The sequence below is a fragment of the Carnobacterium funditum DSM 5970 genome, assembly GCF_000744185.1.
Lineage (GTDB): Bacteria > Bacillota > Bacilli > Lactobacillales > Carnobacteriaceae > Carnobacterium_A > Carnobacterium_A funditum.
In genome coordinates, this window is the sequence record NZ_JQLL01000001.1 from 176,291 (window position 1) to 202,541 (window position 26,251).

General features: G+C 37.5%; 24 protein-coding genes. 21 read left to right on the forward strand and 3 right to left on the reverse strand.

Annotation, left to right across the window (positions count from 1 at the left end; translation table 11 throughout):
- The first annotated feature begins 57 nt into the window (after positions 1 to 57).
- The 11 genes from BR44_RS00750 (at position 58) to BR44_RS12010 (ending at position 12,557) form a co-directional block, all read left to right on the forward strand.
- Positions 58 to 1,251: a hypothetical protein gene (locus BR44_RS00750; protein WP_051912409.1), complete on the forward strand. Its 1,194-nt coding sequence runs from the start codon at positions 58 to 60 to the stop codon at positions 1,249 to 1,251.
- A 137-nt stretch (positions 1,252 to 1,388) separates the two neighbouring features.
- Positions 1,389 to 1,679, forward strand: coding sequence for a hypothetical protein (locus BR44_RS11015; protein WP_051912418.1), 291 nt, complete (start codon positions 1,389 to 1,391; stop codon positions 1,677 to 1,679).
- Between the two features lie 412 nt (positions 1,680 to 2,091).
- Positions 2,092 to 2,577 (forward strand): carbohydrate kinase family protein, encoded by a 486-nt coding sequence (locus BR44_RS00755; protein WP_051912420.1) that lies wholly within the window; start codon positions 2,092 to 2,094, stop codon positions 2,575 to 2,577.
- Between the two features lie 361 nt (positions 2,578 to 2,938).
- The gene (locus BR44_RS00760) at positions 2,939 to 4,045 is read left to right on the forward strand and encodes an ABC transporter substrate-binding protein (RefSeq protein WP_034549733.1); all 1,107 of its coding nucleotides are present in this window, start codon (positions 2,939 to 2,941) and stop codon (positions 4,043 to 4,045) included.
- 25 nt (positions 4,046 to 4,070) lie between these two features.
- A complete protein-coding gene (locus BR44_RS00765; RefSeq protein ID WP_034549734.1) occupies positions 4,071 to 4,880 on the forward strand; it encodes an alkaline phosphatase family protein in 810 nt (269 codons plus the stop codon).
- 14 nt (positions 4,881 to 4,894) lie between these two features.
- Complete coding sequence (locus BR44_RS00770) at positions 4,895 to 5,743, forward strand: ABC transporter permease (RefSeq protein ID WP_156954853.1); 849 nt, start codon at positions 4,895 to 4,897, stop codon at positions 5,741 to 5,743.
- A 1-nt stretch (position 5,744) separates the two neighbouring features.
- The gene (locus BR44_RS00775) at positions 5,745 to 6,614 is read left to right on the forward strand and encodes an ABC transporter permease (protein WP_051912422.1); all 870 of its coding nucleotides are present in this window, start codon (positions 5,745 to 5,747) and stop codon (positions 6,612 to 6,614) included.
- On the forward strand, positions 6,595 to 7,605 hold the full coding sequence (locus tag BR44_RS00780; protein ID WP_034549735.1) for an ABC transporter ATP-binding protein: 1,011 nt from the start codon (positions 6,595 to 6,597) through the stop codon (positions 7,603 to 7,605). Before BR44_RS00775 ends, BR44_RS00780 begins: the two co-directional genes overlap by 20 nt.
- A 64-nt stretch (positions 7,606 to 7,669) precedes the next feature.
- Positions 7,670 to 8,461, forward strand: a complete 792-nt coding sequence (locus BR44_RS00785; RefSeq protein WP_034549737.1) for a histidinol-phosphatase HisJ family protein — start codon at positions 7,670 to 7,672, stop codon at positions 8,459 to 8,461.
- Positions 8,462 to 10,716: 2,255 nt separating this feature from the next.
- On the forward strand, positions 10,717 to 11,598 hold the full coding sequence (locus tag BR44_RS00790) for a nuclease-related domain-containing protein (RefSeq protein ID WP_034549739.1): 882 nt from the start codon (positions 10,717 to 10,719) through the stop codon (positions 11,596 to 11,598).
- Between the two features lie 824 nt (positions 11,599 to 12,422).
- The gene (locus BR44_RS12010) at positions 12,423 to 12,557 is read left to right on the forward strand and encodes a hypothetical protein (RefSeq protein WP_281173114.1); all 135 of its coding nucleotides are present in this window, start codon (positions 12,423 to 12,425) and stop codon (positions 12,555 to 12,557) included.
- Positions 12,558 to 12,593: 36 nt separating this feature from the next.
- Here the strand turns inward: BR44_RS12010 and BR44_RS00795 are convergent, their stop codons facing one another.
- Both BR44_RS00795 and BR44_RS00800 read right to left on the reverse strand, forming a co-directional pair.
- Positions 12,594 to 13,766: an NAD(P)-dependent malic enzyme gene (locus BR44_RS00795; protein ID WP_034549742.1), complete on the reverse strand. Its 1,173-nt coding sequence runs from the start codon at positions 13,764 to 13,766 to the stop codon at positions 12,594 to 12,596.
- Between the two features lie 12 nt (positions 13,767 to 13,778).
- Entirely contained in the window at positions 13,779 to 14,885 is a 1,107-nt protein-coding gene (locus tag BR44_RS00800) for an Ldh family oxidoreductase (protein WP_034549744.1), read from the reverse strand.
- A gap of 2,073 nt (positions 14,886 to 16,958) precedes the next feature.
- Between BR44_RS00800 and BR44_RS00805 the strand changes: the two genes are divergently transcribed.
- From BR44_RS00805 to BR44_RS00815, 3 genes are all read left to right on the forward strand, one after another.
- Positions 16,959 to 17,879: a nuclease-related domain-containing protein gene (locus tag BR44_RS00805; RefSeq protein WP_051912425.1), complete on the forward strand. Its 921-nt coding sequence runs from the start codon at positions 16,959 to 16,961 to the stop codon at positions 17,877 to 17,879.
- Positions 17,880 to 18,147: 268 nt separating this feature from the next.
- A complete protein-coding gene (locus BR44_RS00810) occupies positions 18,148 to 19,371 on the forward strand; it encodes a PQQ-dependent sugar dehydrogenase (RefSeq protein WP_034549746.1) in 1,224 nt (407 codons plus the stop codon).
- 496 nt (positions 19,372 to 19,867) lie between these two features.
- The gene (locus BR44_RS00815) at positions 19,868 to 20,128 is read left to right on the forward strand and encodes a hypothetical protein (protein ID WP_034549747.1); all 261 of its coding nucleotides are present in this window, start codon (positions 19,868 to 19,870) and stop codon (positions 20,126 to 20,128) included.
- A 94-nt stretch (positions 20,129 to 20,222) separates the two neighbouring features.
- Here BR44_RS00815 and BR44_RS00820 read toward each other — a convergent pair whose 3' ends face one another.
- Positions 20,223 to 21,152, reverse strand: a complete 930-nt coding sequence (locus BR44_RS00820) for a competence protein ComK (protein ID WP_034549749.1) — start codon at positions 21,150 to 21,152, stop codon at positions 20,223 to 20,225.
- Positions 21,153 to 21,599: 447 nt separating this feature from the next.
- Here BR44_RS00820 and BR44_RS00825 point away from each other — a divergent pair, with 447 nt between their 5' ends.
- The 7 genes from BR44_RS00825 (at position 21,600) to BR44_RS00855 (ending at position 26,242) form a co-directional block, all read left to right on the forward strand.
- Positions 21,600 to 22,151: a sigma-70 family RNA polymerase sigma factor gene (locus tag BR44_RS00825; protein ID WP_034549750.1), complete on the forward strand. Its 552-nt coding sequence runs from the start codon at positions 21,600 to 21,602 to the stop codon at positions 22,149 to 22,151.
- Positions 22,152 to 22,234: 83 nt separating this feature from the next.
- Positions 22,235 to 22,438 (forward strand): hypothetical protein, encoded by a 204-nt coding sequence (locus tag BR44_RS00830; protein WP_034549752.1) that lies wholly within the window; start codon positions 22,235 to 22,237, stop codon positions 22,436 to 22,438.
- 55 nt (positions 22,439 to 22,493) lie between these two features.
- On the forward strand, positions 22,494 to 22,718 hold the full coding sequence (locus tag BR44_RS00835; protein WP_034549754.1) for a DUF2922 domain-containing protein: 225 nt from the start codon (positions 22,494 to 22,496) through the stop codon (positions 22,716 to 22,718).
- A 145-nt stretch (positions 22,719 to 22,863) separates the two neighbouring features.
- Positions 22,864 to 23,475: a VanZ family protein gene (locus tag BR44_RS11020; RefSeq protein WP_051912428.1), complete on the forward strand. Its 612-nt coding sequence runs from the start codon at positions 22,864 to 22,866 to the stop codon at positions 23,473 to 23,475.
- A gap of 87 nt (positions 23,476 to 23,562) precedes the next feature.
- Positions 23,563 to 24,900, forward strand: coding sequence for a C1 family peptidase (locus BR44_RS00845; RefSeq protein ID WP_034549757.1), 1,338 nt, complete (start codon positions 23,563 to 23,565; stop codon positions 24,898 to 24,900).
- A gap of 480 nt (positions 24,901 to 25,380) precedes the next feature.
- Positions 25,381 to 25,806: a type IV pilus modification PilV family protein gene (locus tag BR44_RS00850; protein ID WP_034549759.1), complete on the forward strand. Its 426-nt coding sequence runs from the start codon at positions 25,381 to 25,383 to the stop codon at positions 25,804 to 25,806.
- Positions 25,751 to 26,242 (forward strand): PilW family protein, encoded by a 492-nt coding sequence (locus tag BR44_RS00855; protein WP_169740184.1) that lies wholly within the window; start codon positions 25,751 to 25,753, stop codon positions 26,240 to 26,242. The genes BR44_RS00850 and BR44_RS00855 overlap by 56 nt, the downstream gene beginning before the upstream one ends.
- The last annotated feature ends 9 nt before the right edge of the window (positions 26,243 to 26,251 follow it).

Below are 26,251 nucleotides of genomic sequence, written 5' to 3' on the forward strand. Positions count from 1 at the left end.
GAGTGAAGGAAAGGTTTAACACATGGATGACAAAGAGTTTATAATCAATTATTAGATATGACAGATCAAGAAAAGTCTACTTGGATTTATAACAAAACATTAACGCAAAAAGACAATCAACACGGAGACTTTTTAGATTCATTAAAAACTCAACTCTCACTCGATCAAAAGATTTCAGAAGTTAGTTTCTCAACGAGTGAATTAAAAAGTTGGCAATCAAAGATAGAGAAAAGAGAAATCTATTATGAATGTGTTTACTATGAACTATATGATGAAGACTACTGGGATAGAGAAGAAGGTTATGAATACAACGATCCTTTTGGTATCAATCTAAGCATTCTTAAAGCCCTACAGACGGCTAAAGAATGGGCAGCAGCTAAACAATACCAGAAAGCGGCAGATTTGTATGATTGGCTTTGTACCATTCCTTTCGGCGGCTTTGATAGCGAAAGAAAAGAATGGCTAGATGAAGAATTGGATCTGGAACGACTGGTAGAAGAACAAGTCGTTCAAGTAGAGTTAAAACAAATCGGCGTTCAACTGCTGTACGCTCACTACCAGGCACTGCCTATGGAAAAAAGGCCAGCATGTTTTTTTCGCTACTTATCGTGGGAGATGTTTGGAGAGATCAAAATAGAGAATGTTTTTTCTTTGGAATTAAAAGATGTACCCTTGTTTATTGAAAAATGGATTGTTTTCTTAAGAAAAACATCAGGCGATAGAGCAGGAGAGTTACTGACGGAGGCTTGTCTATTTTCTGGCGGAATTAACCGCCTGTGTGAAGAAGCTGAAAAGAATGCGGCTATGCACCCAATTTTGTTTGAAAATGCTAGTAAGTTTTATTATGACAATGATCTTTTTCTCGAATGTGAACGAATTGGGTTGAAAGCTATCGATAAGTTGGCTGAAAATTTAGTGGTGCGCAATAGAATAGCAGAGTTAACCATAAAAGTAGCCCTGCAACTCGACCACAAGGATCAGATAGCGAAGTTATACGAAGCGGCTTTTCATTCTCATTCTACTGTGCCAACTTACTTACGCTTATTTAGACTGCCTGACTACGAAGTAGTAACTAAAAGAGCAGCAAACTATGCAAAAAGTGTTCCAAATCTAGTTGCCATAAAAGTTTCCAACGCCGCTAGTCAATTAAATGAGAACGGACTGAGTGCTGAAAACAAACAACTGATTCGTTTTTTAATCATGAATTTGTATTTGTTCAAAGCGTGTGTAAAAGAGACGATAATGACCTAGATTGGGAAAAGAGTATCAAAGGTAGAATGGTTCCATTATTTCTTTTGATACTGAATAAAAGTGAAGAAGCGAGTAAGGCGAAAGAATTAGCCAGTAAAAAATTATAGAGAGACTTAAGAATTCAGGAGTCTGAAAAAATGAGTGTAACGGATGATATGAAACGATGGGAAAACACGATTGAGTTAACACCTGAACAAATAGACGCTTATCTTGGATGGTTAGAGCAAGAAATAGAGAAACGCGCCGATGCCATAGTAGGTGGCGGTTACCGCAAAGTGTATTATAAAGTAGCTGATTTAATTGTATTGTTAGGTGAAGTTCTGGAGTCAAATGGGAAGAGTCATAAAAAAGTGGCAATGATGGAGTACTATAAAAAGACCTATGCTAGAAAAAGCGCCTTTATCAAAGAATTGACTCAATTGACTTAAATGTGCTGTCGACTGATAGATAGAGGTTCGTTTTTTTTGGTGGAGACTTCCTAACAAGCTAGCGTTAGCTACTAGGAGATTGTTAAGAGATTTTTATCCAGTTTGATAGGCCTTTATAGATTCGAACCTATTCTTTTCTTGAAAGGCCTAGATAGGTGTTTGAAAAAATTCAAATAATTAATTATCCAAGTCAAGTGATAAGTTGAGCATATAAAACTAGTTGCAGTGAGTGGCGATTAAAATATAAGAGTTGAATTAGAAATGACGATTTCTGTTTTTTTGCTTTACTATAAAGGCCTACAAGCAGGACAAAAAGCAAAGAGTTGAATAGGGTGGATAGGTTAAAATTAGGTTTGACATCAACTATCGTGCTAAGTTGTGGAGTCAGAAAGAGGCGGGAGAAGCTATCAAAATGATTTTACCGTATGTAGTTTATTGTTCGTCAGGAGACATGGATGCTCAGTATCTTCTTACTATTTCTAAATACAATGGGGAAAATAATGGCAAAGCTGAAATGACGTACTACTATCAAGAGATGCAAAAACTATTTCCCAACAGCACCGTTTTTTATTCAACCAAAAGGGACAGACATTCAGTAACTGTAAATGATTTAACTGGAAATTTATGGCTGGACAAAAAGTATTATGCGTCTGATTGCCATAAAATAGATCCGATTGTAGATCGTATTGGAAGAGGAGATGCTTTTTCTGGTGGAATTTCACATGGACTGCTATGCCAAGATGACTTTCAAACAATCACAAACTTTGCAACAGCTGCAGCTGTCTTGAAACACACCATTTACGAAGACTGTAACCAATTGAGTATTTCCGAAGTGAAAAGTTTTTTGAAGTCAGGGACTGGAAAACAAACCGATAAAAAAGTAAAAGACCTCTTTTGACTTTTAGAAACCTAGCAAGACAAGAGAAAATTCACTTTATCTTCATTCATGAACTGACTACAAAATGAATGAATGGTCGACAGATGGTGTAATAAAGAGATGAAATGCTGAATCATTCCTAGTTTTTCTCGAAAGTTACTAATTAAAAAGGGTACCTTACAAGCCGTTCTCACTATGAGAAACGGTTTTTTGTTGTCCAAAAATTTACAAATCTAATCTGTCATTTACAAAGACTTAACAAGAAGTTGGCTTAAAAACCATATCTGCTTGGTAAGATTTGGTTGTTGAAAGAAAACAACCTTTATGAAAAAAAGGATGCTTTTTTTACAACTATCTACATATAACTGAGGAGGAATAAAACATGAATCATTTAAAAAAAGGATTAGTATCAACTTTATTAGCTGGAGTCTTGCTAGCCGGTTGTGGCGCAAAAGGCGAAGCAGTCCAACCAACACAGGTTGACTTAAATGCGTTGACGACTGAAGAAATTGAAACGAAAGCCAAAGAAGAAGGCAAAATCCAATCGGTCGGCATGCCAGATACCTGGGCGAACTGGGGTGAAACATGGGCTGAAATTGAAAAGAAGCATGGACTTACTCAAGCCGATACGGATATGAGTTCGGCCGAAGAAATTGCGTTATTCGAAGCTGAAAAAGAAAATGCCACAAAAGATATTGGGGATGTTGGTCAGTCATTTGGTCCAATTGCAGAAGATAAAGGCGTAACCCTTCCTTACAAGACGTCTTATTGGGAAGAAATTCCAGAATGGGCAAAAGACGATGATGGGGATTGGATTGTGGGGTATACAGGGACAATTTCTTTTATCACCAATACGAATGCGGTAAAAGAAGCACCAACGTCCTTTGCTGATATTCTAAAAGGTGATTACAAAGTGAGCATAGGAGATGTCAACGCTGCGACTCAAGCACAAAATGGGGTATTGGCAGCAGCAATTGCGAATGGTGGCGATGAAACCAATCTTGAACCAGGAATGGCCTTTTTCGCAGAATTAGCTAGTCAAGGCAGATTGGATATGGGCGATACGGATTTAGCTCGATTAGAAGCAGGTGAAATTGAAGTAGGGATTTTCTGGGATTTTAATGCCTTAAACTATGCAGATTCAATTGAAGCAAACAATCCAGATGCGGCTTTTTCCGTCACCATTCCACAAGATGGCACCGTTCAAAGTGGTTATGCGACCATTATCAATGCGTATGCGCCAAATCCTCATGCTGCAGCATTAGCAAGAGAATACATTTTATCGGATGAAGGCCAAATTAATTTAGCAAAAGGCTATGCGCGTCCAATTCGCGAATCCGTAAAACTACCAGCAGATGTGCAAGAAAAGTTGATTGCTACTGATCAATACGAAGCAGCTCAACCAATCAAAGACACAGCCGCCTGGGACAAAGCTGCAGCTGGATTAGGTCAAATATGGCAAGAAGAAGTCTTAACACAAGTAAAATAATCGAACAAGATGGGGGTGTCGAGACATGAATAAAGTCATTTTAGTCGTACTAGATGGCTTGAACGCTAAAACCGCTCATACGTATATGGGATTTCTAGAACATTTAATCGAAAACAACCAATGTGCATCATATACCGTAAAATCAGAATTACCAGCACAATCTAGACCGCTTTACGAGGTCATCCAAACAGGGGTACCCAGTTATTTGAATGGCATTGTTTCTAATGCCACGGTCAAACGCTCGAAAGAAACCAGTGTGTTTCAACTAGCTAAGTCTGCCGGTTTAAAAACCGGGGCGGCTAGTTACCATTGGGTGAGCGAGTTGTACAATAAAGCCCCCTTCGATTTCATGACCGACCGCATTCAATTGGATACAGCGCATACGATTCAAAATGGGTTGTTTTATTTTGAAGATCATTACCCGGACAATCATTTGATAGCGGATGGGGCCTATTTAATTAACGAAAAGCAAACCGATTATACCTTAATCCACTCGATGAATATTGATGATAGTGGCCATAAGTTTGGTTCACAAAGTAAAGAGTACGTTCAAGCAACGGTCAAAATAGATGCTATCTTAGCCAATTATCTGATGGATTGGCTAGTGAAAGGCTATCAAGTTGTCGTGACTGCCGATCATGGCATGAATGACTACTGCACACATAATGGCGTAACAGATGATGAACGACAGGTTCCTTTGTACATCTTTTCAGATAAAGTCACTACTGGCGATTACCGAGAAACGCTTGTGCCGCAATTGCAACTGGCTCCTTTAATGTGTCACTTGTTGGAAATTGAAAAAAGTGCCGCCATGCAGGAATTGACGTTTATCTAAGGGGGAACAAAGTTATGACCATCAAAAAAAAGAATGGCATTTATTTATTATTTTTACTACCGTTTATGGTATTAATTATCTTATTCGAAATTTTCCCCTTGCTGAGCATTTTGATCAATAGCGTTTCGCCAATTGGAACAAGCGGCTTTACACTCACTCATTTTACAAGTATTTTTGCCAGCGACTATTATCGGATGTCCATTTTCAATAGTCTGATGATTGCTGTCTGGTCTTCTGTGATTGGCTTATCGGTTGCTGTTTTGGGGGCATACGCTATCCATCACGCGACACCTAAAGTGAAACGATTTTTTATCAATTTGATCAATATGGCTTCAAATTTCCAAGGCATCCAGTTGGCTTTTGCCTTTATTATTTTGTTGGGAAATGCAGGGGTGTTGGTACTAATTGGTCAACAAATGAACATTAATTTTCTGGCAAACTTTGATGTCTATTCCAGTACAGGCATACTGATGACGTTCATTTATTTCCAGATACCGTTAGCAACATTATTGCTGTATCCGTCATTTGATGCGATTCACCAAGAATACAAAGAAGCGGCGATGCTATTAAATGCTTCTAAGTTTAGTTTTTGGATGCGTGTCGGTATTCCCATTGTTTTGCCAAGTCTATTTGGTACTTTTTCAGTGCTCTTTTCCAATGCATTAGCGGCTTACGCGACACCGTACGCTTTAATGGGCAACAATTATGCACTCTTACCGATTCGGATTTCAGCTATGTTTACGGGAGATGTTGTGCAGCAAGTTGAATTAGGGAGTGCTTTATCCGTCATCTTGTTGTTGTTAATGAGCGTGATGACGGTCATCAGTACGAATGTATTAAAAAAAATGAAGAAGGAAGGGTAATATGCAGAAAAATCATCCATGGTTCAGCAATGCCATTCTTTTTATTCTCTCATTTATTTTACTGTTGCCACTGATTGGAACACTAGTAAATTCGATTTTCAGAGACTTTACGAGCATCGTACCAAAAGGCTTTACGTTATCCTTTTATACGCAATTGTTTACAGGCGACAATCAACTGTTACCCGTGTTGTTGCGGACGTTAGTGATTGCAATAGTGCCAACGGTTATCTTACTTGTTCTCTTGCTTTTAGCGATGTACGCCGTGCAAGTTTATTTTCCGAAATTAGACAAATACTTAGATATTTTATCCAAAATTCCTTATGGGATCCAGGGTGTCATTTTAGCGGTTAGTATTCTTTCGTTGTATACAAGTGGTGGAGGCATCTTATCTAACCGGATTCTGCTGTTGATTTGTGCCTACAGCATCATCATTTTGCCTTATATGTATCAAGGAATTAAGAATGCCTTGTTAACCATTGAGGTCATTCCTATTTTGGAAGCTGCTGAAATTCTAGGGGCTAACAAAGTGTATGCTTATTTTAGAATTGTGGTGCCGAGTATGATGAAGGGATTGTTTGCAACGATGTTGTTGTCAACGGGGATTCTATTTGGCGATTTTGTCTTGGTCAATATTTTAGCCGGTAGCTATTACAAAACAATGGGCATTTATTTGAATGAAATAAGAGGCTCGTCTGGACATGCAGCTAGTGCCGTTTCAGTGGTAATGTTCCTTGTAATGCTGGTGTTGTCTTTTGGCGTCAATCACTTAAACAAAGAACCTAAACCCAAACGAAAAAAACAAGTGAAAGTCTCTAAAACGAAACAGCTAGTGGAAAAGGAGCGAGTTGGAAATGAGTTATATCGAGTTTAAGAACATTCAAAAATCATATGATGGAGAAAATATGATTTTAAAAGACTTATCTTTGTCTGTTGAAGAAGGACACCTCGTTACGTTGTTGGGTCCTTCTGGCTGTGGAAAGTCAACGCTGCTTCGTTCATTAGCTGGCTTTGAACGATTAGACGGGGGTACGATAAGCATCAATGGCAAAGACATCACCAATTTGCCACCGGGTAAGCGTGAGATTGGCATGGTTTTTCAACAATACTCCCTATTTCCTAATATGACAGTTGAAGAAAATATTGCGTTTGGCTTAAAAATGCAAAAACAAAATAAAGCGATCATTAAAGAAAAAGTCGCTCAGATGATTGAGATTGTCAATTTAAGCGGCAAAGAAAAAAAGTACCCTAAAGAATTATCGGGTGGGCAAAAACAACGAGTGGCGCTAGCACGAGCCATTGTTAATGAACCAAAAGTATTGTTGCTGGATGAACCTTTATCGGCTATCGATGCCCAATTGCGTAAAAGTTTGCAAAAGCAAATTCAGCGGATTCAAAAAGAACTGAATATTACCACGATTTTTGTGACGCATGATCAGGATGAAGCCATGATCCTATCCGATGTGGTCCATGTGATGAATGATGGCAAAGTGGAACAGTCTGGCAAACCTACTGAGGTTTACACGCACCCTAAAACTCATTTCGTCGCTTCTTTTATGGGCAACTACAATATCTTATCGCCTGAACAATTTCACCAATTTTCAAGTCAACGCATCGGCGCTAGCATAGCTATCCGGCCAGAAGTGATTGATTCATCTCGTATGCCATTTGAATTCGATGAAGAACGCTACAGTCTTCAAGGAAAGATAGTTGATCAATCAACTAGTGGCAATATTTTAAGTTATTATGTCGATTGTGCAGGCATAAAACTGCGAGTAGATGAACTGTATCGTTCGTTTAACTTATTTAAAATTGGCGAGGACGTTCATCTGAGTTTTGAAAAACGCAATTGTCTTGAAGTTTAATAAGATTGCAGGTAAAGTAGAGTTTAAAGAGCGCTATGAATGAAAAAGTGGAGGTGAGGGTTTTATGATTAGGTACGATCAACATATGCACACGTATTTTTCACCCGATTCATCTGAAACCTTGGAAGCGTATCTAGATCAAACAACGGGTCCAATCGTGACGACTGAACACTTGGATTTTAACGACCTTTTTATGGGCGGGGAAGATACTATTTTGGATTATGAAAAGTATCGTAAAACAATTGACCAGCTGAATACAAACTACAATCACCGCATTCGTAAAGGCATTGAAATTGGCTACACCAAAGATTCTCATGCTCAAATTCTAGACTACCTAAAAGATAAAGAGTTTGATGTGCAACTATTGAGTGTGCATCAAAATGGCGAATACGACTTTTTACAACCGATTGTCAAAGAAAAGAATGTTCAAGACGTGATGAACGAGTATTTTCCTTTGTTATTGGAAGCATTGGAACAATTCCAAACGGCGAATGTCTTAACACACTTTGATTATGGCATTCGGTTGTCTGACGTTTCTGTAGATGAATTACAAGAACACCAAGCGATCTTGAAAAATGTTTTGCGAAAAGTTATCGATAAAGAGATGGCCTTCGAATTAAATACGCGCAGCATGTATCAATACGGCAATGTAGCGTTGTATGAACAAATGATCAAATGGTATCTGGAATTAGGCGGGAAATCTTTCTCACTAGGCTCAGATGCCCATTCTACTGATTATTATGGTTATCATTTTGAAGACGCGATTACGTTATTAGAAGAGCAAGGTGTTTCATCGGTTACGATTTTTGAAAAGCAACAACCAACCCAACTGCCTTTGAATACATTTAAGCAATAAAACTTTGTTTATGTGGCTTATGCTAACTAATTTTAAGGTACGATAAGGAAGAACTGCTAGGTCTAGCAGTTCTTTTTATTGGAATAAGGCATAATTAGCTGAGTTAGTATGGATTGTTCACCTGTTTTAAACGTTTAATCAGGTTCTACCTATGACTTACCTGCTAAATCGATGAGTAGAGACAGTTTTTACTGCAACTCATTCAAAATCAAATCAAAATGAATGAGTTGAGGGCTTCACTCCGCTAACTGCTCGCTTTCTGTTGGGGAATCGATGAGTTGCTAAGGTTTTACTGCCCACTCGTCGATTTCAAATTTTTTTGTTAACGATTCATTGTTTTTGAGTGCAATAAGGAAGAACTGCTAGGTCTAGCAGTTCAAACATATTGGAATAAGGCATAATTAGCTACTATAGTATGGATTGTTCACCTGTTTTGAACGTTTAATCAGGTTCTACCTATGGCTTACCTGCTAAATCGATGAGTAGAGACAGATTTTACTGCAACTCATTCAAAATCAAATCAAAATGAATGAGTTGAGGGCTTCACTCCGCTAACTGCTCGCTTTCTGTTGGGAAATCGATGAGTTGCTAAGGTTTTACTGCCCACTCGTCGATTTTAAGCTTTTTTGTTAATGATTCATTGTTTTTGAAGTACGATAAGGAAGAACTGCTAGGTCTAGCAGTTCTTTTTATTGGAATAAGGCATAATTAGCTGAGTTAGTATGGATTGTTCACCTGTTTTAAATGTTTAATCAGGTTCTACCTATGGCTTGCCTGCTAAATCGATGAGTAGAGACAGTTTTTACTGCAACTCATTCAAAATCAAATCAAAATGAATGAGTTGAGGGCTTCACTCCGCTAACTGCTCGCTTTCTGTTGGGGAATCGATGAGTTGCTAAGTTTTTACTGCCCACTCGTCGATTTCAAGCTTTTTTGTTAACGATTCATTGTTTTTGAAGTGCAATAAGGAAGAACTGCTAGGTCTAGCAGTTCTTTTTATTAGAATAAGGCATAATTAGCTACTATAGTATGGATTGTTCACCTGTTTTAAACGTTTAATCAGGTTCTACCTATGGCTTACCTGCTAAATCGATGAGTAGAGACAGATTTTACTGCAACTCATTCAAAATCAAATCAAAATGAATGAGTTGAGGGCTTCACTCCGCTAACTGCTCGCTTTCTGTTGGGGAATCGATGAGTTGCTAAGGTTTTACTGCCCACTCGTCGATTTCAAATTTTTTTGTTAACGATTCATTGTTTTTGAAGTGCAATAAGGAAGAACTGCTAGGTCTAGCAGTTCTTTTTATTAGAATAAGGCATAATTAGCTACTATAGTATGGATTGTTCACCTGTTTTAAACGTTTAATCAGGTTCTACCTATGGCTTACCTGCTAAATCGATGAGTAGAGACAGATTTTACTGCAACTCATTCAAAATCAAATCAAAATGAATGAGTTGAGGGCTTCACTCCGCTAACTGCTCGCTTTCTGTTGGGGAATCGATGAGTTGCTAAGTTTTTACTGCCCACTCGTCGATTTCAAGCTTTTTTGTTAATGATTCATTGTTTTTGGAGTGCAATAAGGAAGAACTGCTAGATCTAGCAGTTCAAACATATTGGAATAAGGCATAATTAGCTACTATAGTATGGATTGTTCACCTGTTTTAAATGTTTAATCAGGTTCTACCTATGGCTTACCTGCTAAATCGATGAGTAGAGACAGTTTTTACTGCAACTCATTCAAAATCAAATCAAAATGAATGAGTTGGAGATTTCACTCCGCTAACTGCTCGCTTTCTGTTGGGGAATCGATGAGTTGCTAAGTTTTTACTGCCCACTCGTCGATTTTAAGCTTTTTTGTTAACGATTCATTGTTTTTGAGTGCAATAAGGAAGAACTGCTAGGTCTAGCAGTTCAAACATATTGGAATAAGTCATAATTAGCTACTATAGTATGGATTGTTCACCTGTTTTAAATGTTTAATCAGGTTCTACCTATGGCTTACCTGCTAAATCGATGAGTAGAGACAGTTTTTACTGCAACTCATTCAAAATCAAATCAAAATGAATGAGTTGGAGATTTCACTCCGCTAACTGCTCGCTTTCTGTTGGGGAATCGATGAGTTGCTAAGTTTTTACTGCCCACTCGTCGATTTTAAGCTTTTTTGTTAATCGTTTTTTTGGCTAATAAAATAACTAGTTTTTATTTAAATGCGTATTTATCTTATAACGGTATGTTAGTTTATAGGAGGTATGTCATGATATATAATAAACGATCTAAACCTATTTCGTTGGTGATTATGGAGTCTTTAGCGCGAAGAACAACATTATCCAAAAAAGATACGCATTACCTGAATAGTTTGCAAAAGGGGTTTGAAGGTGAATTGGCATTCGACCGTATGGCAGCGAAGTTGGGGGCAGGCTGTACGGTCATAAATGATTTGTTGCTGCAACCAAAAATGTCAAATGCTTTCCAAATTGATTCACTGGTATTAATAGGACAGACTGTTTATTTGTATGAAATAAAAAATTATAGCGGCGAGTATTGTTATGGTCCAGAAATGCTTTTGAAAAAACCTGATTTTGAGGTAAGTAACCCATTGATTCAAATGCAAAGCTCTAAAAATAAGCTCAAAATATTCTTGAGAGAGCTGGGCTATACTTTAAAAGTTAAGGCATACGTAGTATACGTTCATCCAGAATTCACTTTATTTCATGCGCCAGAAAATGAGGCTATCTTGCTGCCGACACAGTTAAAAAGTCACTTTGCCAAATTAAATAAAGAGACTGAATTGCTAGCAGAATCAGCTCATCGCTTTGTCGAAACCCTCATGTTGTATAAAATAGAATCAACACCCTTTGTCGAGGATATCCCAAAATATGATTTTAATACCCTTAAAAAAGGCGTTCGCTGTGAGTCTTGTGGTTCATTTGATTTAGTCAATTATCGCCAAAATTACCAATGCTACGACTGTAGTTACAAAAATACATTTCATTCTGCAATTTTAAATACGATCAAAGAGTATCAACAACTTTTTCCGGATAGCAAGCTTTCAACACGAATAATCTATCGTTGGTGCAACGAAACAGCTTCGAAAAATCGTATTAAGACAGCACTTAATTCACTTTGTAGACAATAAAAACGGGAATAATCGTAAGATTTCAAGCAAATTTGGATGAGTAGTAAGCTATTTTAGTGGTACTCATCCAAAATTGCACAGAAGTCGATGAGTACAGACTTATAGCTTAGCAACTCATTGATTTCTAAGTTAAAATCAATGAGTGAACTAGTTTTTGCCGTATACTCATCGATTAAGGCCTTTTTATAATATTAAAAACCACTTTGATTCTCTAATGGTTTAAAAATACTAAAAGGTAGAAGAGCCTTGAGCCGCCCCCCGAAAGTTAGACCTAAAAAATCTAAACTTAGGGGGTCGGCTCAAGATAAGGTATATTAAATGGACGGTAGGATGTTTTTGTTCATTTTGTCCCAAAATGGATGAGTAGCTAGTTTTTTTAGGTTCACTCATTCAAAATAGTAAAAAACCCAATGAGTTGCCGATGAACTTCCAGCAACTCATTGGGTTTTAAGTTAAAATGGATGAGTAGAGTAGTTTTCGCCGTCAACTCGTCCATTACACGCTATTTCTAGCAATAATCGTGACCCATAGCAGGATAAAAAAGACTTAAACGCTAATAACAGAAATAAAAAAAGAAATAAGGTAAAGACAATCGTGGTTAGAGCAGCAAGTGCATGTTTTAAGGGATTGCTTAGCACTTAAGTTGTTTAAAACACATAGATTAACCTGTTTTTGACCATTTTGTCCCAAAATGAGTTTCTGATATTCTTTGATTTTAAGCGTGCATATCGACCAGTTGAGCCTGTTTTTTTTTTAACTTATCTATAAAAATACTGAAACCTCCCAGTCGATGATTTTATTTCATCGACTGGGAGGTTTTTAGTTTGAAACAGACCAGTTGTATGTTGTTTATCAATGACTCGGACGTAATCAGCTTTTTAGGCAATCGATTTACGCAAAAAATAGGTGTCAGTGAATTTTCTATCACTGACACCGTCATTAATCCTGTTCTATTGTAATTAGTCTGATGATCATTACGCATTCAAGAAGTAGAGCTAGATCCGATTGACTCCAGTCTTAATAGCAGCTTCTTTTACGGCTTCAGCAACAGCTGGGCAGACTCGTGGGTCTAAGGCGTCAGGAATCACATAGTCGGCCTTCAATTCCTCCGTAGAGACAAGAGCAGCAATCGCATTAGAGGCAGCGACTTTCATGTCTTCATTGATATCAGAAGCTCTGACACTTAATGCTCCTTTGAAAACGCCAGGAAACGCAAGGACGTTATTAACTTGATTAGGGAAATCACTGCGCCCAGTTCCAATGACAGCCACTCCAGCTTTAATAGCTAAGTCTGGCATAATCTCAGGGACGGGATTAGCCATCGCAAAGACAACCGGATCTGGATTCATCATCTGAATCATTTCACTAGTTAGAATATTGGCTGCAGAGACACCAACAAAAATATCAGCATCTTTTAAAGCCGCGGTTAAGTCACCCTGTTGATTGGTTAAATTAGTGACCGTTGTCATGTGTTGTTGTTCAGCGCTCAAATTAGGCGTGTCACTGGTTAAAATCCCACTTTTATCGGTTAAGATCAGATCCTGCACTCCGAAGTTTAAAAGATGCTTTGCGACAGCAATCCCCGCAGAACCGGCTCCATTGACGACTACTTTACTCGTTTCAAAGGTTTTATTCACCAATTTTAGTGCGTTGATTAAACCAGCTACAACAACTATGGCCGTTCCGTGTTGATCATCGTGGAAAACCGGAATATCTAGCGAAGCTTTTAAACGGCGTTCAATCTCAAAACATTCAGGAGCGGCAATGTCTTCTAGATTGATGCCACCAAAACTGCCGCTGATCTGTTCGATGGTCTGAACAATGACATTGCTATCTTTTGATTGAATCGAAATTGGGAAAGCATCTATACCGGCGAATTCTTTAAATAAAATACACTTGCCTTCCATCACCGGCATCGCAGCTGCTGGCCCAATAGCTCCCAAACCAAGTACGGCGGTTCCATTGGTAATGACCGCCACTAAATTGTTTTTGCGGGTCAATTCATAAGCTTTATCCGGTTCTTGTTCAATCACCAAGCAAGCCTCAGCTACCCCGGGAGTATAAGCCAAGGCCAAATCTTCACGAGTGTTGATTGAGACTCGACTGATGACTTCGATTTTACCGTTCCACTCATAGTGCTTTCTTAGAGCTTCTTTTTTATTATCCATGATAAATCCCCTTTACTCTTCAAATGAGAAGCGATAATCCGTTAATCCAGCATCATCACGAATCGCAATCAGTTCCTTTTGAACAGGTTCATTGACTGGCAGACCCGTTTTTTTGCGTTTTTGCCAAATTAAATATTCTTTTTCACCGGCTGTATAGATGCGTTCAGCACCAGGAGCTTTTTCAGCTGCTCTTAGTTCACGCATGATGTCACCAGTCGTTTTCTTAAAGCTTTCTAATCCCATAAAGGCTTCCGTATCAATTGCAATGAAGAAATGACCTAAATGAAATTTTATTTTTTCACCTTGTTCTCCAATACCGGATAATAAACTTAAAAAATTGCCTTGCTGTAAAGCAGAAGAAAGAACTTCGACGATTGTGGCGTAGCCGTAACCTTTATACCCAGAAAGCTCTTCTCCAATGCCACCCAGTGGAGCTAAAGCGGCTTGGCCAGATTGGAGCGCTTTTAAAATTTCTGAAGAATCAGTCATTGCAGAGCCGTCATGGCTGATGACTGTGCCAGCAGGGGTATCTTTTCCTTCGCGTTCATATAGTTCGATACGTCCTCGTTGAATAATGGAAGTAGCACAGTCTAGTGAGAATGGGAATTCTTCATCTGTTGGGAAACTAACGGTTAAGGGATTCGTGCCTAGTTTATTTTGTACGCTAAATGTCGGAGCGATAGAGGGGCGAGCATTCGTGCCACTCATGCCGATGCATCCGGCGGCAGCAGCCATATCGGTATAGTAACCAGCAATGCCATAATGGCTGGAATTTCGTACAGCAACCATGCCCATGCCGTATTGCTTGGCTTTATCAATCGCCATTTGCATGGAACGGTGTGCAATGACTTGTCCCATCCCATCGTGTCCATCAACAACAGCAGTCGTAGCTGTTTCCCGTACGATTTCAAATTCCGTTACTGGGCTTTGGATACCCGCTTTAATCCGATCAACATAAATTGGTTTAAAGCGATTGACCCCGTGACTCTCGATCCCTTTTTTATCAGATTGCAATAAAACATCTGTACAAATTTTAGCATCTGCTTCAGGTACCCCATAAGCCATAAAAGCTTTTTCTACAAATTCGGTCAAAAATTCCCATTCTACAAAACTAGTCATCCTAACTTCCTCCTCAAAATAATTTTGTTGACAAAATAAACCGCTCAAAGTAAGCGCTTACTCCGTTGCTTGAAGTTTATCATATAACAGTCGTAAACTCAATTATAGTAACGTCTAATGGTAAGAGGAAAATTGAATTAGACTTTCTTTTAATGTAGCAGAATTGTTTTATTGATTGAGAAAAAACTTTTTTTGCTAAACTAAATTTATAAGCATAAGTAGTAAAGGACGACTAAATGGATGTCAAAATAAGGTGTCTTAAAAAGGCGTATTAGAATGAACAGAATCATTGCTTATACTAGTGCATCAAACCAATTATATGATGTAGTCCATTTGGATCAAGTTGGTGAAATTTACAAGCAGCAAGATAAAAAAAGTTGATATCTGAACAAGCTAAAATGACTATCTAGGAAAATGAAGAAGGAACACCTAATGAACGATTGCGTAACCAACTAAAACCAATTATTATTCTAGTAAAATACCACAAGATGGCTGTAATTCTAGTAAAGGGTTAGGTTTTTTCTTTTATTAAATCAGATTCTACCAATTATTATTTTGGAATTGTATATGAGTAAGGAGAATAGTTTGAATTCTTGAGTAGCGGTGCTCTACTTAACCATTCGACAAAGAAACCGGGGCAAACTAAGAGCTAGCAGCGCTCTAGTTCACATTTTCATAGGAATATGAAATAGAATCGTTAGCTAGAACGGCACTAGCTAACGAATACTGAAAGAATCCTCAATCAATTAGTCGCTAGCAGCGCTCTACCTCATAAAAGCCTGAAAAAGCGCGTTTGAATTCTTGAGTAGCGGTGCTCTACTTAACCATACGACAAAGAAACCGGAGCGGGATAGGAGCTAGCAGCGCTCTAGTTCACACTTCCATAGGAATACAAAAAAGAATCGTTAGCCAGAGCGGCACTAGCTAACGAATACTGAAAGAATCCTCAATCAACTAGTCGCTAGCAGCGCTCTAGTTCACACTACCATAAGAATACAAAAAAGAATCGTTAGCTAGAACGGCACTAGCTAACGAATACTGAAAGAATCCTCAATCAACTAGTCGCTAGCAGCGCTCTACCTCACATTTCCATAAGAATACAAAAAAGAATCGTTAGCCAGAGCGGCACTAGCTAACGAATACTGAAAGAATCCTCAATCAACTAGTCGCTAGCAGCGCTCTAGTTCACACTACCATAAGAATACAAAAAAGAATCGTTAGCTAGAACGGCACTAGCTAACGAATACTGAAAGAATCCTCAATCAACTAGTCGCTAGCAGCGCTCTACCTCACACTTCCATAAGAATACAAAAAAGAATCGTTAGCTAGAACGGCACTAGCTAACGAATACTGAAAGAGTCCTCAATCAATTAGTCGCTAGCAGCGCTGTACCTCATAAAAGGCTGGAAAAACGCGTTTGAATTCTTGAGTAGCGGTGCTCTACTTAACCATTCGACAAAGAAACCGGGGCAAACTAAGAGCTAGCAGCGTCATAGTTCACACTTCCATAAGAATACAAAAAAGAATCGTTAGCTAGAACGGCACTAGCTAACGAATACTGAACGAGTCCTCAATCAATTAGTCGCTAGCAGCGTTCTACCTCATAAAAGGCTGGAAAAACGCATTTGAATGGTGAACTAGCGGCGCTCTACTTAACCATTCGACAAAGAAACCGGGGTGAACTAAGAGCTAGCAGTGCTCTAGTTCACACTTCCATAAGAATACAAAATAGAATCGTTAGCTAGAGCGGCACTAGCTAACGAATACTGAAAGAATCCTCAATCAATTAGTCGCTAGCAGCGTTCTAGTTCACACTTCCATAAGAATACAAAATAGAATCGTTAGCCAGAACGGCACTAGCTAATGATTATTGAAAGAGTCCTCAACCAATTAGTCGCTAGCAGCGCTCTAACTAGTATTGATACCTAGGAATGGGTTTGCATTATGAAGTAGTTTGTTAGTTTATTGGATATTTTTCGAATTCGAAAAATTCACTGCTTTTATTTGAATAGAAAAACAATAAGGATTGCGTATATTACTGAATAAGAAAGAAAATAAAAAGGGAGTGAGAGAATGGCTTTTAAAGAGAGGGATAAACCTTTTAGGCTGCTGATGATGGAGTCTTTAGCACATAGAATGGACTTATCGAGAGAAGATCGTAGTAAGTATGCGAGCTGGGTCAAAGGGTATAATGGAGAAGTTGAGTTTGATTCTATAATGGAACAATTGAAATGCGAGAATTTAGTTTTAAATGATTTGTATTTGAATGTGAGAGGGAAAAGGTTTCAAATTGACACATTGTTAATTACTGCAAAGAATCTTTATATCTATGAAGTGAAAAATTTTGCAGGTGAATATTATTACGAAAATGAAAAAATGTATTTTGGAAGAACTAAAAAAGAGGTGTTCGATCCACTCTATCAAATCAATCATGCGGAGTCGGCATTGCGACAACTATTAGACCAAATGGGATACAATTTGGGCATCAAAAAGTTTATTGTTTTTGTGAACCGCAACTTTACTTTATTTCAAGCACCACTAAATAGCGGGATGGTGTTACCAGGAATGTTAACCTCACACTTTTCAATGATTAATGACATCTCTGATAGGCTAAATCAGACCCATTTCCGTTTTGCAAAAGAAATTAAACCAATGCATATGGAAGATTTTACTCTGCATAATGTGCCTTTTTATGAAGATAAATTGTTAAAGAAAGGCATCATTTGTTTTTATTGTGGTTCCTTCATAGACTGTTTTATCAACAATAGAACGTGTTTTTGTAAGTCCTGCAATAAAAAAGAATTGATTTCAAAAACCGTTATCCGTCATGCGCAAGAATACAAGCGATTATTTCCAGAGCAAAGAATTACGACCTCAGCTATTGCTAAATGGTGTGATCATCAGGTAGCGCCTAGTCGAATTAGGTATATTTTTAATCAGCAGCTAATAGCTAAAGGGACAGGTAGATGGAGGTATTACGAATTCAGCAGCTAGTTGTTTTGAACAGTAATCGTAATCTGGGCTATCAAAAATTAAAAGCATGAAAATAGAACAGAATAATCTCGTCTTGTCTAAGCTATTTTGTTGAATAGAAAAACAACATTTGGTATAGTGAATTTAACAGAAAACAACCCTCAAAGTATATTAGAATGCCATTCTTTTTCAACGATAAGAAGGTCCTTTATGAAAATTCCCTATCCTATTTCCTTAAAAAAGAAAGGAGTGCATAGAGTTAGTTTGATGAATAGCTCTATGAAAAAAGATGAAGAAATGGTTACTGATTTTTCCATTATTTTTAATGGCTTGTTCTCAGATGGATGAAACACAAGACGTTCCTCAAAATGAGTCAATGACATCTCAATCAGAAGCAACCAGTTCAGAAAGCACCTCCTCTCAAAAAGCAATAGAGACAATGAAACTAGCAGTAGTAGAGGCTTATCCAAATTTAGTATTTGAGAAACCATTAGATTATACGACCTTGAATAGTCAAGGCAACATTGCGTTTGTAGTGGAACAAACTGGGTTCATTTACTATTTTGAAGATCAAGCAGAGGTGAAAGAAAAGACTCTTTTTATTGATTTAAGTAGTAAAATCAGTGCAGAAGGAAATGAGATGGGACTCTTAGGATTGGCATTTCATCCCGAATTTGAACAAAATGGTTATTTTTTTGTGAATTACACTTCAGAGGACGGAACCGTCATTGCAAGATTTGAGGCTGATCCAGAAACGCTTGAAGTAAAAATGGAAACAGAATCGATTGTGCTAACTTTTCCTCAACCGTATGCTAATCATAATGGCGGACAGCTAGTCTTTGGTCCAGATGGTTATTTGTATATTGGTGTTGGCGATGGTGGAGGAAGCGGAGATCCAGACTTTAATGCACAAGACTTAACCGAACTTTATGGCAAATTGTTGCGCATCGATGTTGATCAAGCGAGCAATGGAAAGGCCTATGGAATACCAGCAGATAATCCGTTTGCGGACAATAAAGAAGGCAATCGAGAAGAAATTTATGCCTACGGTTTGCGTAATCCTTGGCGCTTTAGCTTTGATCCAAAAAATGAGCGACTTTGGTTAGCTGATGTTGGTCAAAATAAAATAGAAGAAATCAATTGGATTGAGAGCGGTCAGAACTACGGCTGGAACATAAAAGAAGGCACAAGTGAGTTTAATTCAGATAGTTCAGTAGATTCCACTGAACTCATCAATCCCATTTTTGAGTATCTGCATTCAGAAGGAGAGTCTATCACCGGTGGGTTTGTCTATTACGGAAATGAAAACCCAGACCTAACAGGCAGCTATATTTATGGTGATTTTATTTCTGGCAAGATTTGGGCATTAACAAAACCTGATGCAACAACAGCGGCTGAAAATGTTGAACTAGTGGATACTGACTTAATGATTTCATCATTTGGTGTAACTCAAGATGGAGAATTAGTAATAATTGATTACAGTGGAAAGTTGTACAGATTAGAAGAAAAATAAAATGAAACAAGGTAGGAAAGCCTCTTATTTTATAAAAAGGGGCTTTTTTTGATTTATCAAAAATCAGCTTCATAGTTTATTCGGTGTAATTTGGATAAATTTGGATTTTTTTCGTCCAGAGAAAGGCAAACCAGAATATCGAGCATATCTAAATAGTAATTATCTAAATAGTAATAACGAATAGGAACGAAAATTAGATTAGAAACTATGAGCGCCTATCACGTGGTGTGGGCAATGAGATTAACTATTTTTCCCAAGAAAAAGCTTTGAAATAGATAGTATTAGAGAGAACAAACAAAGGGAAAGAAATATAAAAAGCGAGTTAAAATCACCTTAGAGATTACCAACAAATGAAATAAATCACTAGTATATTCAGAAAATAAAAGGTATGATAAAATCGATGAAGGTCTGAATTTTTATATAATGTAACCGCTTAAAAATGCGTTGGACCTTTATTGCTAACTGAAGGAATAAAAAAGTATCAGGAGGGAAATGGATGAAAGCTTTAGAACAATTTTCAGAGTATTTCAGTGGATATATAGAAGATCAAGAAGTCGTATTGTATTATGCAGATACTAGAGAATTAGCTCATACTTATGAATTTGAAATGGAAGAAGAAGCAAACACGTTTTACCAACTTTGTTTAAGAGTTGGCGAAATGGTAGAGGAAGTACCTGAAAACAAACGCGCATCAGCACACCAAGTTTTCATTAATGAAAGCTTAAAGAATGTAAACTATAAAGCCACTACTTATTAACATTATTTAACGTATTCAGACTGAAAAAATCCGAACGACACTTCTTATGAGTGCTGTATTCGGATTTTTTTTGTTGTCTAGAGGATGAGCAATTTCATTTTTGAAATCGGAAGCGAAACGGCGGCTTTTTAAAAGTAGACATAATCTCTTCGATGAAAGGATTTTCTTCACCCAGAACTTTTGTCAGCAACTCTTGCACTTTAAAATAAAGCAAATAATTTAGAAACCGTTGCAGGGAGTGGGGTTCTAAATAAACAGGTGTAGCAGTCTGCAATCTTTTTTGGATCACATTTAATTCTTTATCCAGCGGAGCTACTTCTATTAAATTAAAATCAGACATCACTCTTTTTTTGAACAATTGCTGAAGAGAATAAAGATTGATCACGCGTTCTAACTGATTCTCATAGCCTTTTTTGCCTAGATCGAAAGATAATTCATCCTGATTGCGAAAATGTAAAAATGTGAGCTTGGATTGGTTGCTTTTTATCGCAAAGAGAACATGGTGCATCGCGTACCAGCTGACTGCCGCATTAGTCGGTCCTTTTTCAGGGACGTAGACGATATCATTGTAGACATAAGGACAACATTTCTTGATACCAATGCTGCGTCCGATTAACTTGATGTATTGGTACGACACGAGATTGGATTCAAAATAACGGTTCATGATCTCAGTTGTCGTTTCCATTGATTTGATAGGATGTTGGTTCAAATAAAAGATAAGCGTATTAAATGGTGTTGATTTTACCTTACTAATGTCTTTGACATAGATGACTTTATTGGTTAGGACGATATGGTTGAATTCAAGACAGTTATCAGCGATGTCTTGCAGAGCTGTTTGGGTAAAATGAAGCGATTTTTGCTGACCTTTCTGAGAGTATTCAGTTGTTGATAGGAGTTCTTCACGCAATAGTGTGGCATCTTGAGTCAATCGTTGATTAACTTGATGATACGATGAGTGATTAAATTCCTTTTCCCACGTCTTATAAGTAGTCATCGCTTGAAACTGATCGAAATCCTTTACCATATAGCATTCCCCATTCCTAATTAGTGTCAAAAAAATATAATTACAGATGCATTGTAACCGATTTCACGAGAGAAATCTCGCTTTTTTACATTATGATAAAATTTTTATTGTTTTTTAATCAAATTTTAGTAATGTATCCTCGTAAATATGGCCATAGAGCTACAATTAGTGGATAAGAAGAACTTTTTCATGAAATAAAGTGCTGAACTTTTCAAACTATTTACCAAGAAATAATCGCATTTTTAGATTATTTGACACATTTAAAGCCATTATTTTTAGTGTGCTTGTGAAAAAATAAATTAAACAGACTCATTTTGCGTATGAACTCTGCATTTTTTCTTTTATTCAGCTGGTTTTGATCATTTTAAGACGTTGTCACAATAGAGTGTAAGAGATTATGCTATCAGTGTACAAGGCCTTGTAACACTCTATGAAGGAATGATCGAGATGATAAGAAAATTGTCTATTGAAAAGGAAACGGCTTTTTTTGAACGTCATAGCCGGATTGTATTTGGTGTGTTAAAAAGAGAGGGAATTCAGCGGACGCATCCAGATTACGATGATTTTGTGCAACAAGGTTTATTAAAGCTAGTAGAAGCGTATGAAACTTTCCCAGAAGATCCAGAAGAAGAGGCGTTTATCTATCCTTTTGGTGGCTTTGCATTCAAAAAAATTCAATGGCACGTAAGGGATTTACGCAGGAAAGAACAGCGCATGTCGTTAAACGAATCCGCTTGGCCAGCGTTAATGGAGGAAAACTACCCAGATAGACAATCCCACTTTGAAAATGAGTGCTTAGCAATGGACTTGTTCCAAAAGATGTTGGTGGTTTTGACGAAGAAAGAACAACTTTATTTAATAGATGCCGTCATTTACCGGCTTACTGTTACAGAGATTGCACAAAATAATCAAGTCAGTCGCAAGACGATTTACCAATGGCGGAAAAGCGTCATCACGAAATTGCAGCCTTTTCTTGTCCATTTAAAAGCAGTAGGGTAACACATAAAAGATTCAAAACGTTATTAGGGGTGTAAGCAGTCATGACAAACCTTACAAAAATAAAACACAGGAGGCTACACATTATGGCAAAAGAATGGAATAAAGGGTCAATCGCAGTTCACTTCGAAGATGCAGTGAACGAAAAAATTATCAAACGCAACTACGCAGATACGATTCAAGGCGTGACACCAGAACAAGTTGAAGGTTTTACCGCAGCGCTAGAAGCAGTCAGCACATTGCCAGCTTCATACACAGTGGTTGCTGAAGAATACCGCTACACCCGCTAATCTTAAAAGCAAGACGGTTAATCTAATAACCTAAAAATCAAAGGAGGAAAAAATAATGGCAAAATCACTAGAATTAAGATTCAATACAAGTTTAGGGAAAGCAAAAACAATGAGTGTGAAAGACCCAATTCTTAACCTAACACCCGAAAATGCTAAGTTGGCTATGGAAGACATCAGCGCTTTGAAACTGTTCCAAAGTGAAGGAGTCGACTCGTTTGCAACAGTCGTCGGCGCCCGCTACACTGAGCGAGTAGTAGAAGACATCTTTGAAGTAGAATAATCAAACAGATAAAAAAATAAACTTTTCCTTCGACAGGACTCTGGTCCGTGTCGAAGGATTTTTTTGTGTTTGTTAGTTGAAATAGGTGTTTTTATAGAACAAATCCTGTAGAATAGGAAGAATATAAAAAAAAGGGTGTGAAACAATGCCGAATAAACCAATCAAACAACTAATTTCGTGGTCAGCCGTTATAGTGATGATGGCAACCATCTTTTACCTGTCTTCACAACCAGCTAGCCAGTCTTTTAACTTGAGCCAGGATATGATTTATGTGACCATCCAAGTCGTTAAAGTTTCTCAACTACTGATGGTTGTCGTATTAGCCTATGCAGCGATAAAACTACTGAAGCACAAACAGATAAAAATTGGTTTAAAAGAGTTGATTCTCCTTATAGTGGTCCTCATCTTACTCTACAGTGTATCAGGCATCTTGCTTCGTTATTTCGCTCCGGTTGATTTGCATCATTTTGTTCGAAAAAATGCTCATTTCTTTATTTACTTGGTTTTAGGATTTTTGAGTAAAACGGCCTTAAAAAGCAACGGATACACGGGTTGGAAATCTTCTATTATGGCTGTTACCGGGTGTGTTTTATATGCTCTTTCCGATGAATTGCACCAGACAATTGTTCCTGGTAGAGGTGGGATGTTAAGTGACGTTGTTATTGATAGTGCTGGAGCGAGCATCGGAATTGTTGCCCAGAGTCTTTGGAACAAAATAAAAAAAGTTGTAGACCATAAAAAACTAGTCCAGACTTAAAAAAATACTCTTACTTGCCAAAACGAATTGTAAATCAGATTAAAGAAGAGTAACATAGGGATTAGTAAAAGATGAGGAGGAGATTTTTTGACAATCAATACAGACCTATTAACGCAATTTAAAACTCGATTTGAAGGAAATCGTGAAAACCAAGTAATTAAAGGAGCGATTGCTAAAGTTGGAATCAACATAGCTTCTTTAGACAATGACTTGCTTAGACGCCATCCTTTTTCTTTTTCACAAGAAACAAAACGTGGTGAGATGACCAACCAACAATCAAGTGGTCGCTGCTGGATGTTTGCAGCCTTAAATACCGCGCGTGTTGGAACAATGGAACGCTTAAATATGGAAACCTTTGAGTTTTCGCAAAACTATACCTTATTTTGGGATAAGTTAGAAAAAGCCAATTATTTCTTAGATAGTATTTTAGATACAGTAGAGGAAGCTCAAAATTCAAGGATTATTGCTCATTTATTGATGGATCCAGTTCAAGATGGCGGACAATGGGATATGTTCTCAGGTATTTTAGAAAAATACGGTGCAGTACCTAAATCAGTGATGCCAGAAACGTTCCATTCTTCTCATACAGCTATTTTAAATAAAATCTTAACCGCAAAATTACGTGAATTTGCGAGTGTCTTACGTGAAGGCCATAGAAATGGTGAAACAACAGAAGAACTGACAGCTAAAAAAGATGATATGCTGTACTTTATTTACAATGTATTGGTAAAAGCGCTCGGAGAAGTTCCTGAAAAATTTACTTATGATTACCGCGATAAAGACAATGAATTTCATCGTATCGCGAATAGCACACCACAAGAATTCTTTAAAACATACGTTGGTTGGGACTTAACGAGTTTAGTTAGCCTATTGAATGCTCCAACTGAAGATAAACCTTATGGCAAAGCGTATACGGTTAAATACTTGGGAACCGTTAAAGAAGGCCAACCGATTCGCTACATCAATACACCGATTGACGTCTTAAAAGATGCAGCAATCGCTTCTATCAAAGCCGGTGAACCCGTCTGGTTTGGTTGTGATGTTGGACAGATGTCTGAACGCGAAGCAGGCATTATGGACGAAAATACCTACCAGTACGACTTAACTCTTGGCGAAGGCTTGAAGATGACCAAAGCTCAGCGCTTGGATTATGGTGAAAGCTTATTAACGCATGCGATGGTTCTAGTTGGGGTCAACTTAGACAACGATGGAAAACCATTAACTTGGAAAGTCGAAAACAGCTGGGGCGATAAGCCTGGTAGAAAAGGCGTTTTCTCTATGAGTGACAAGTGGTTTGATGAGTTTACTTATCAAGTAGCGGTAGACAAGAAATACGTTGCAGAAAAATGGTTGAAAGCTTTAGATGAGCCAGTAATTGAATTGGAGCCTTGGGATCCAATGGGCTCATTGGCCATGGTTAAATAAACGAAAAAAGATTTAGAGAGCTAGTGAAAACTAACTCTCTTTTTTGTATGAATTTTTTAGGATCCCTCTTTGTTTGTTTCAAGGATCCCTTAGTTAGTATTAACAATCTACCAATTCCAGGTAAAATTTTTAGTGTTAGGAACAACATTAATCAAGGCCTTTTTTTGTTTTTTCGTAAGAGTTATTTTTTTTATTATTTAACTGTTTTTTTTGGCTGAGTACTGTATAGTAGCTATTAAGGGATAACGCCTGTTTTAGGCTATTAATTGTTATAAATAATTGGGAAAAATAGTTGACTCTTTTTTTTATTTTCCAACAGTTGGTCTATGTATTAAGTGTTGGTGAAAGATAACTAGTGTCATTCTGATTTTAAAACAATGGATAGTCACTCGTTAGCAAACTATCTTTTAATGAGAAGATTATCGGAAAACAAAAAATAAATGATACTCATAACTACATTTTAAAAAAAGGAAGAAGACTATGAAAAGTTGGTATAAAAAACATGTGAAAGATCTATTATCAGAAGAAAAAGGAATGACTCTCGTGGAGATATTGGCTTCTATTCTAATCCTATCCCTTGTTGTCACAACTTTTTTGTCTTTTTTTATCCAAGCTGCTAAAACAAATAATCAGACTGATACTGTAAATGAAGCAACGTTTATCGCACAAGAATCTATCGAGTTACTTACCTACTACTCGAAGACAAAGAGTGTGGAAGAAGCGCTGAAAATGATTGAGACTGAAAACGCTAAAGAGAAATCTGGATTTAAGGTTGAATCAAACATTTTCAAAAAGTCTGATGAAACACTCTATACGGGAACGGTGAATGTGTCTAAGGAAGGGAAAGCTTATGCTCAAATGGAAACGCGGCTGTCATTTGAAACAGCAAAAGAGATCAAATATTAATTTAAAAAGCGAATCAGGGATGACACTCATAGAACTATTGGCTAGTATTGCTTTACTTTCAGTGGTACTTGCATTAGCGGGAGCAGTACATATGTTTGGCCAAAAACAGTATATGACTCAATCTTATTCTGCTAACCAGTCAAATGATTATGCTTATACACTTTCTGTCATCTCCAGAGAAATTCGCAAAAATTCCTATGATTCCATAACCGTGTCAGAAAATGATGACGCGCTTTTTATTGACAAGGTGGAAACTTTTAGTAAAAAAGGATCAAAACTTTTAAAAAATAATACGCAGATTCTAGCAGAAGATGTGGAGAGTTTTATGGTTTCTTCAGATCCTGAAACGGAAAGCATAGAGATAGTATTAAAAAGTATGTCAGAAAAAAATAATCAATCTAAAGAATACCAAACGACGATTTATTTAAGAGAGTGAGTGGATAGG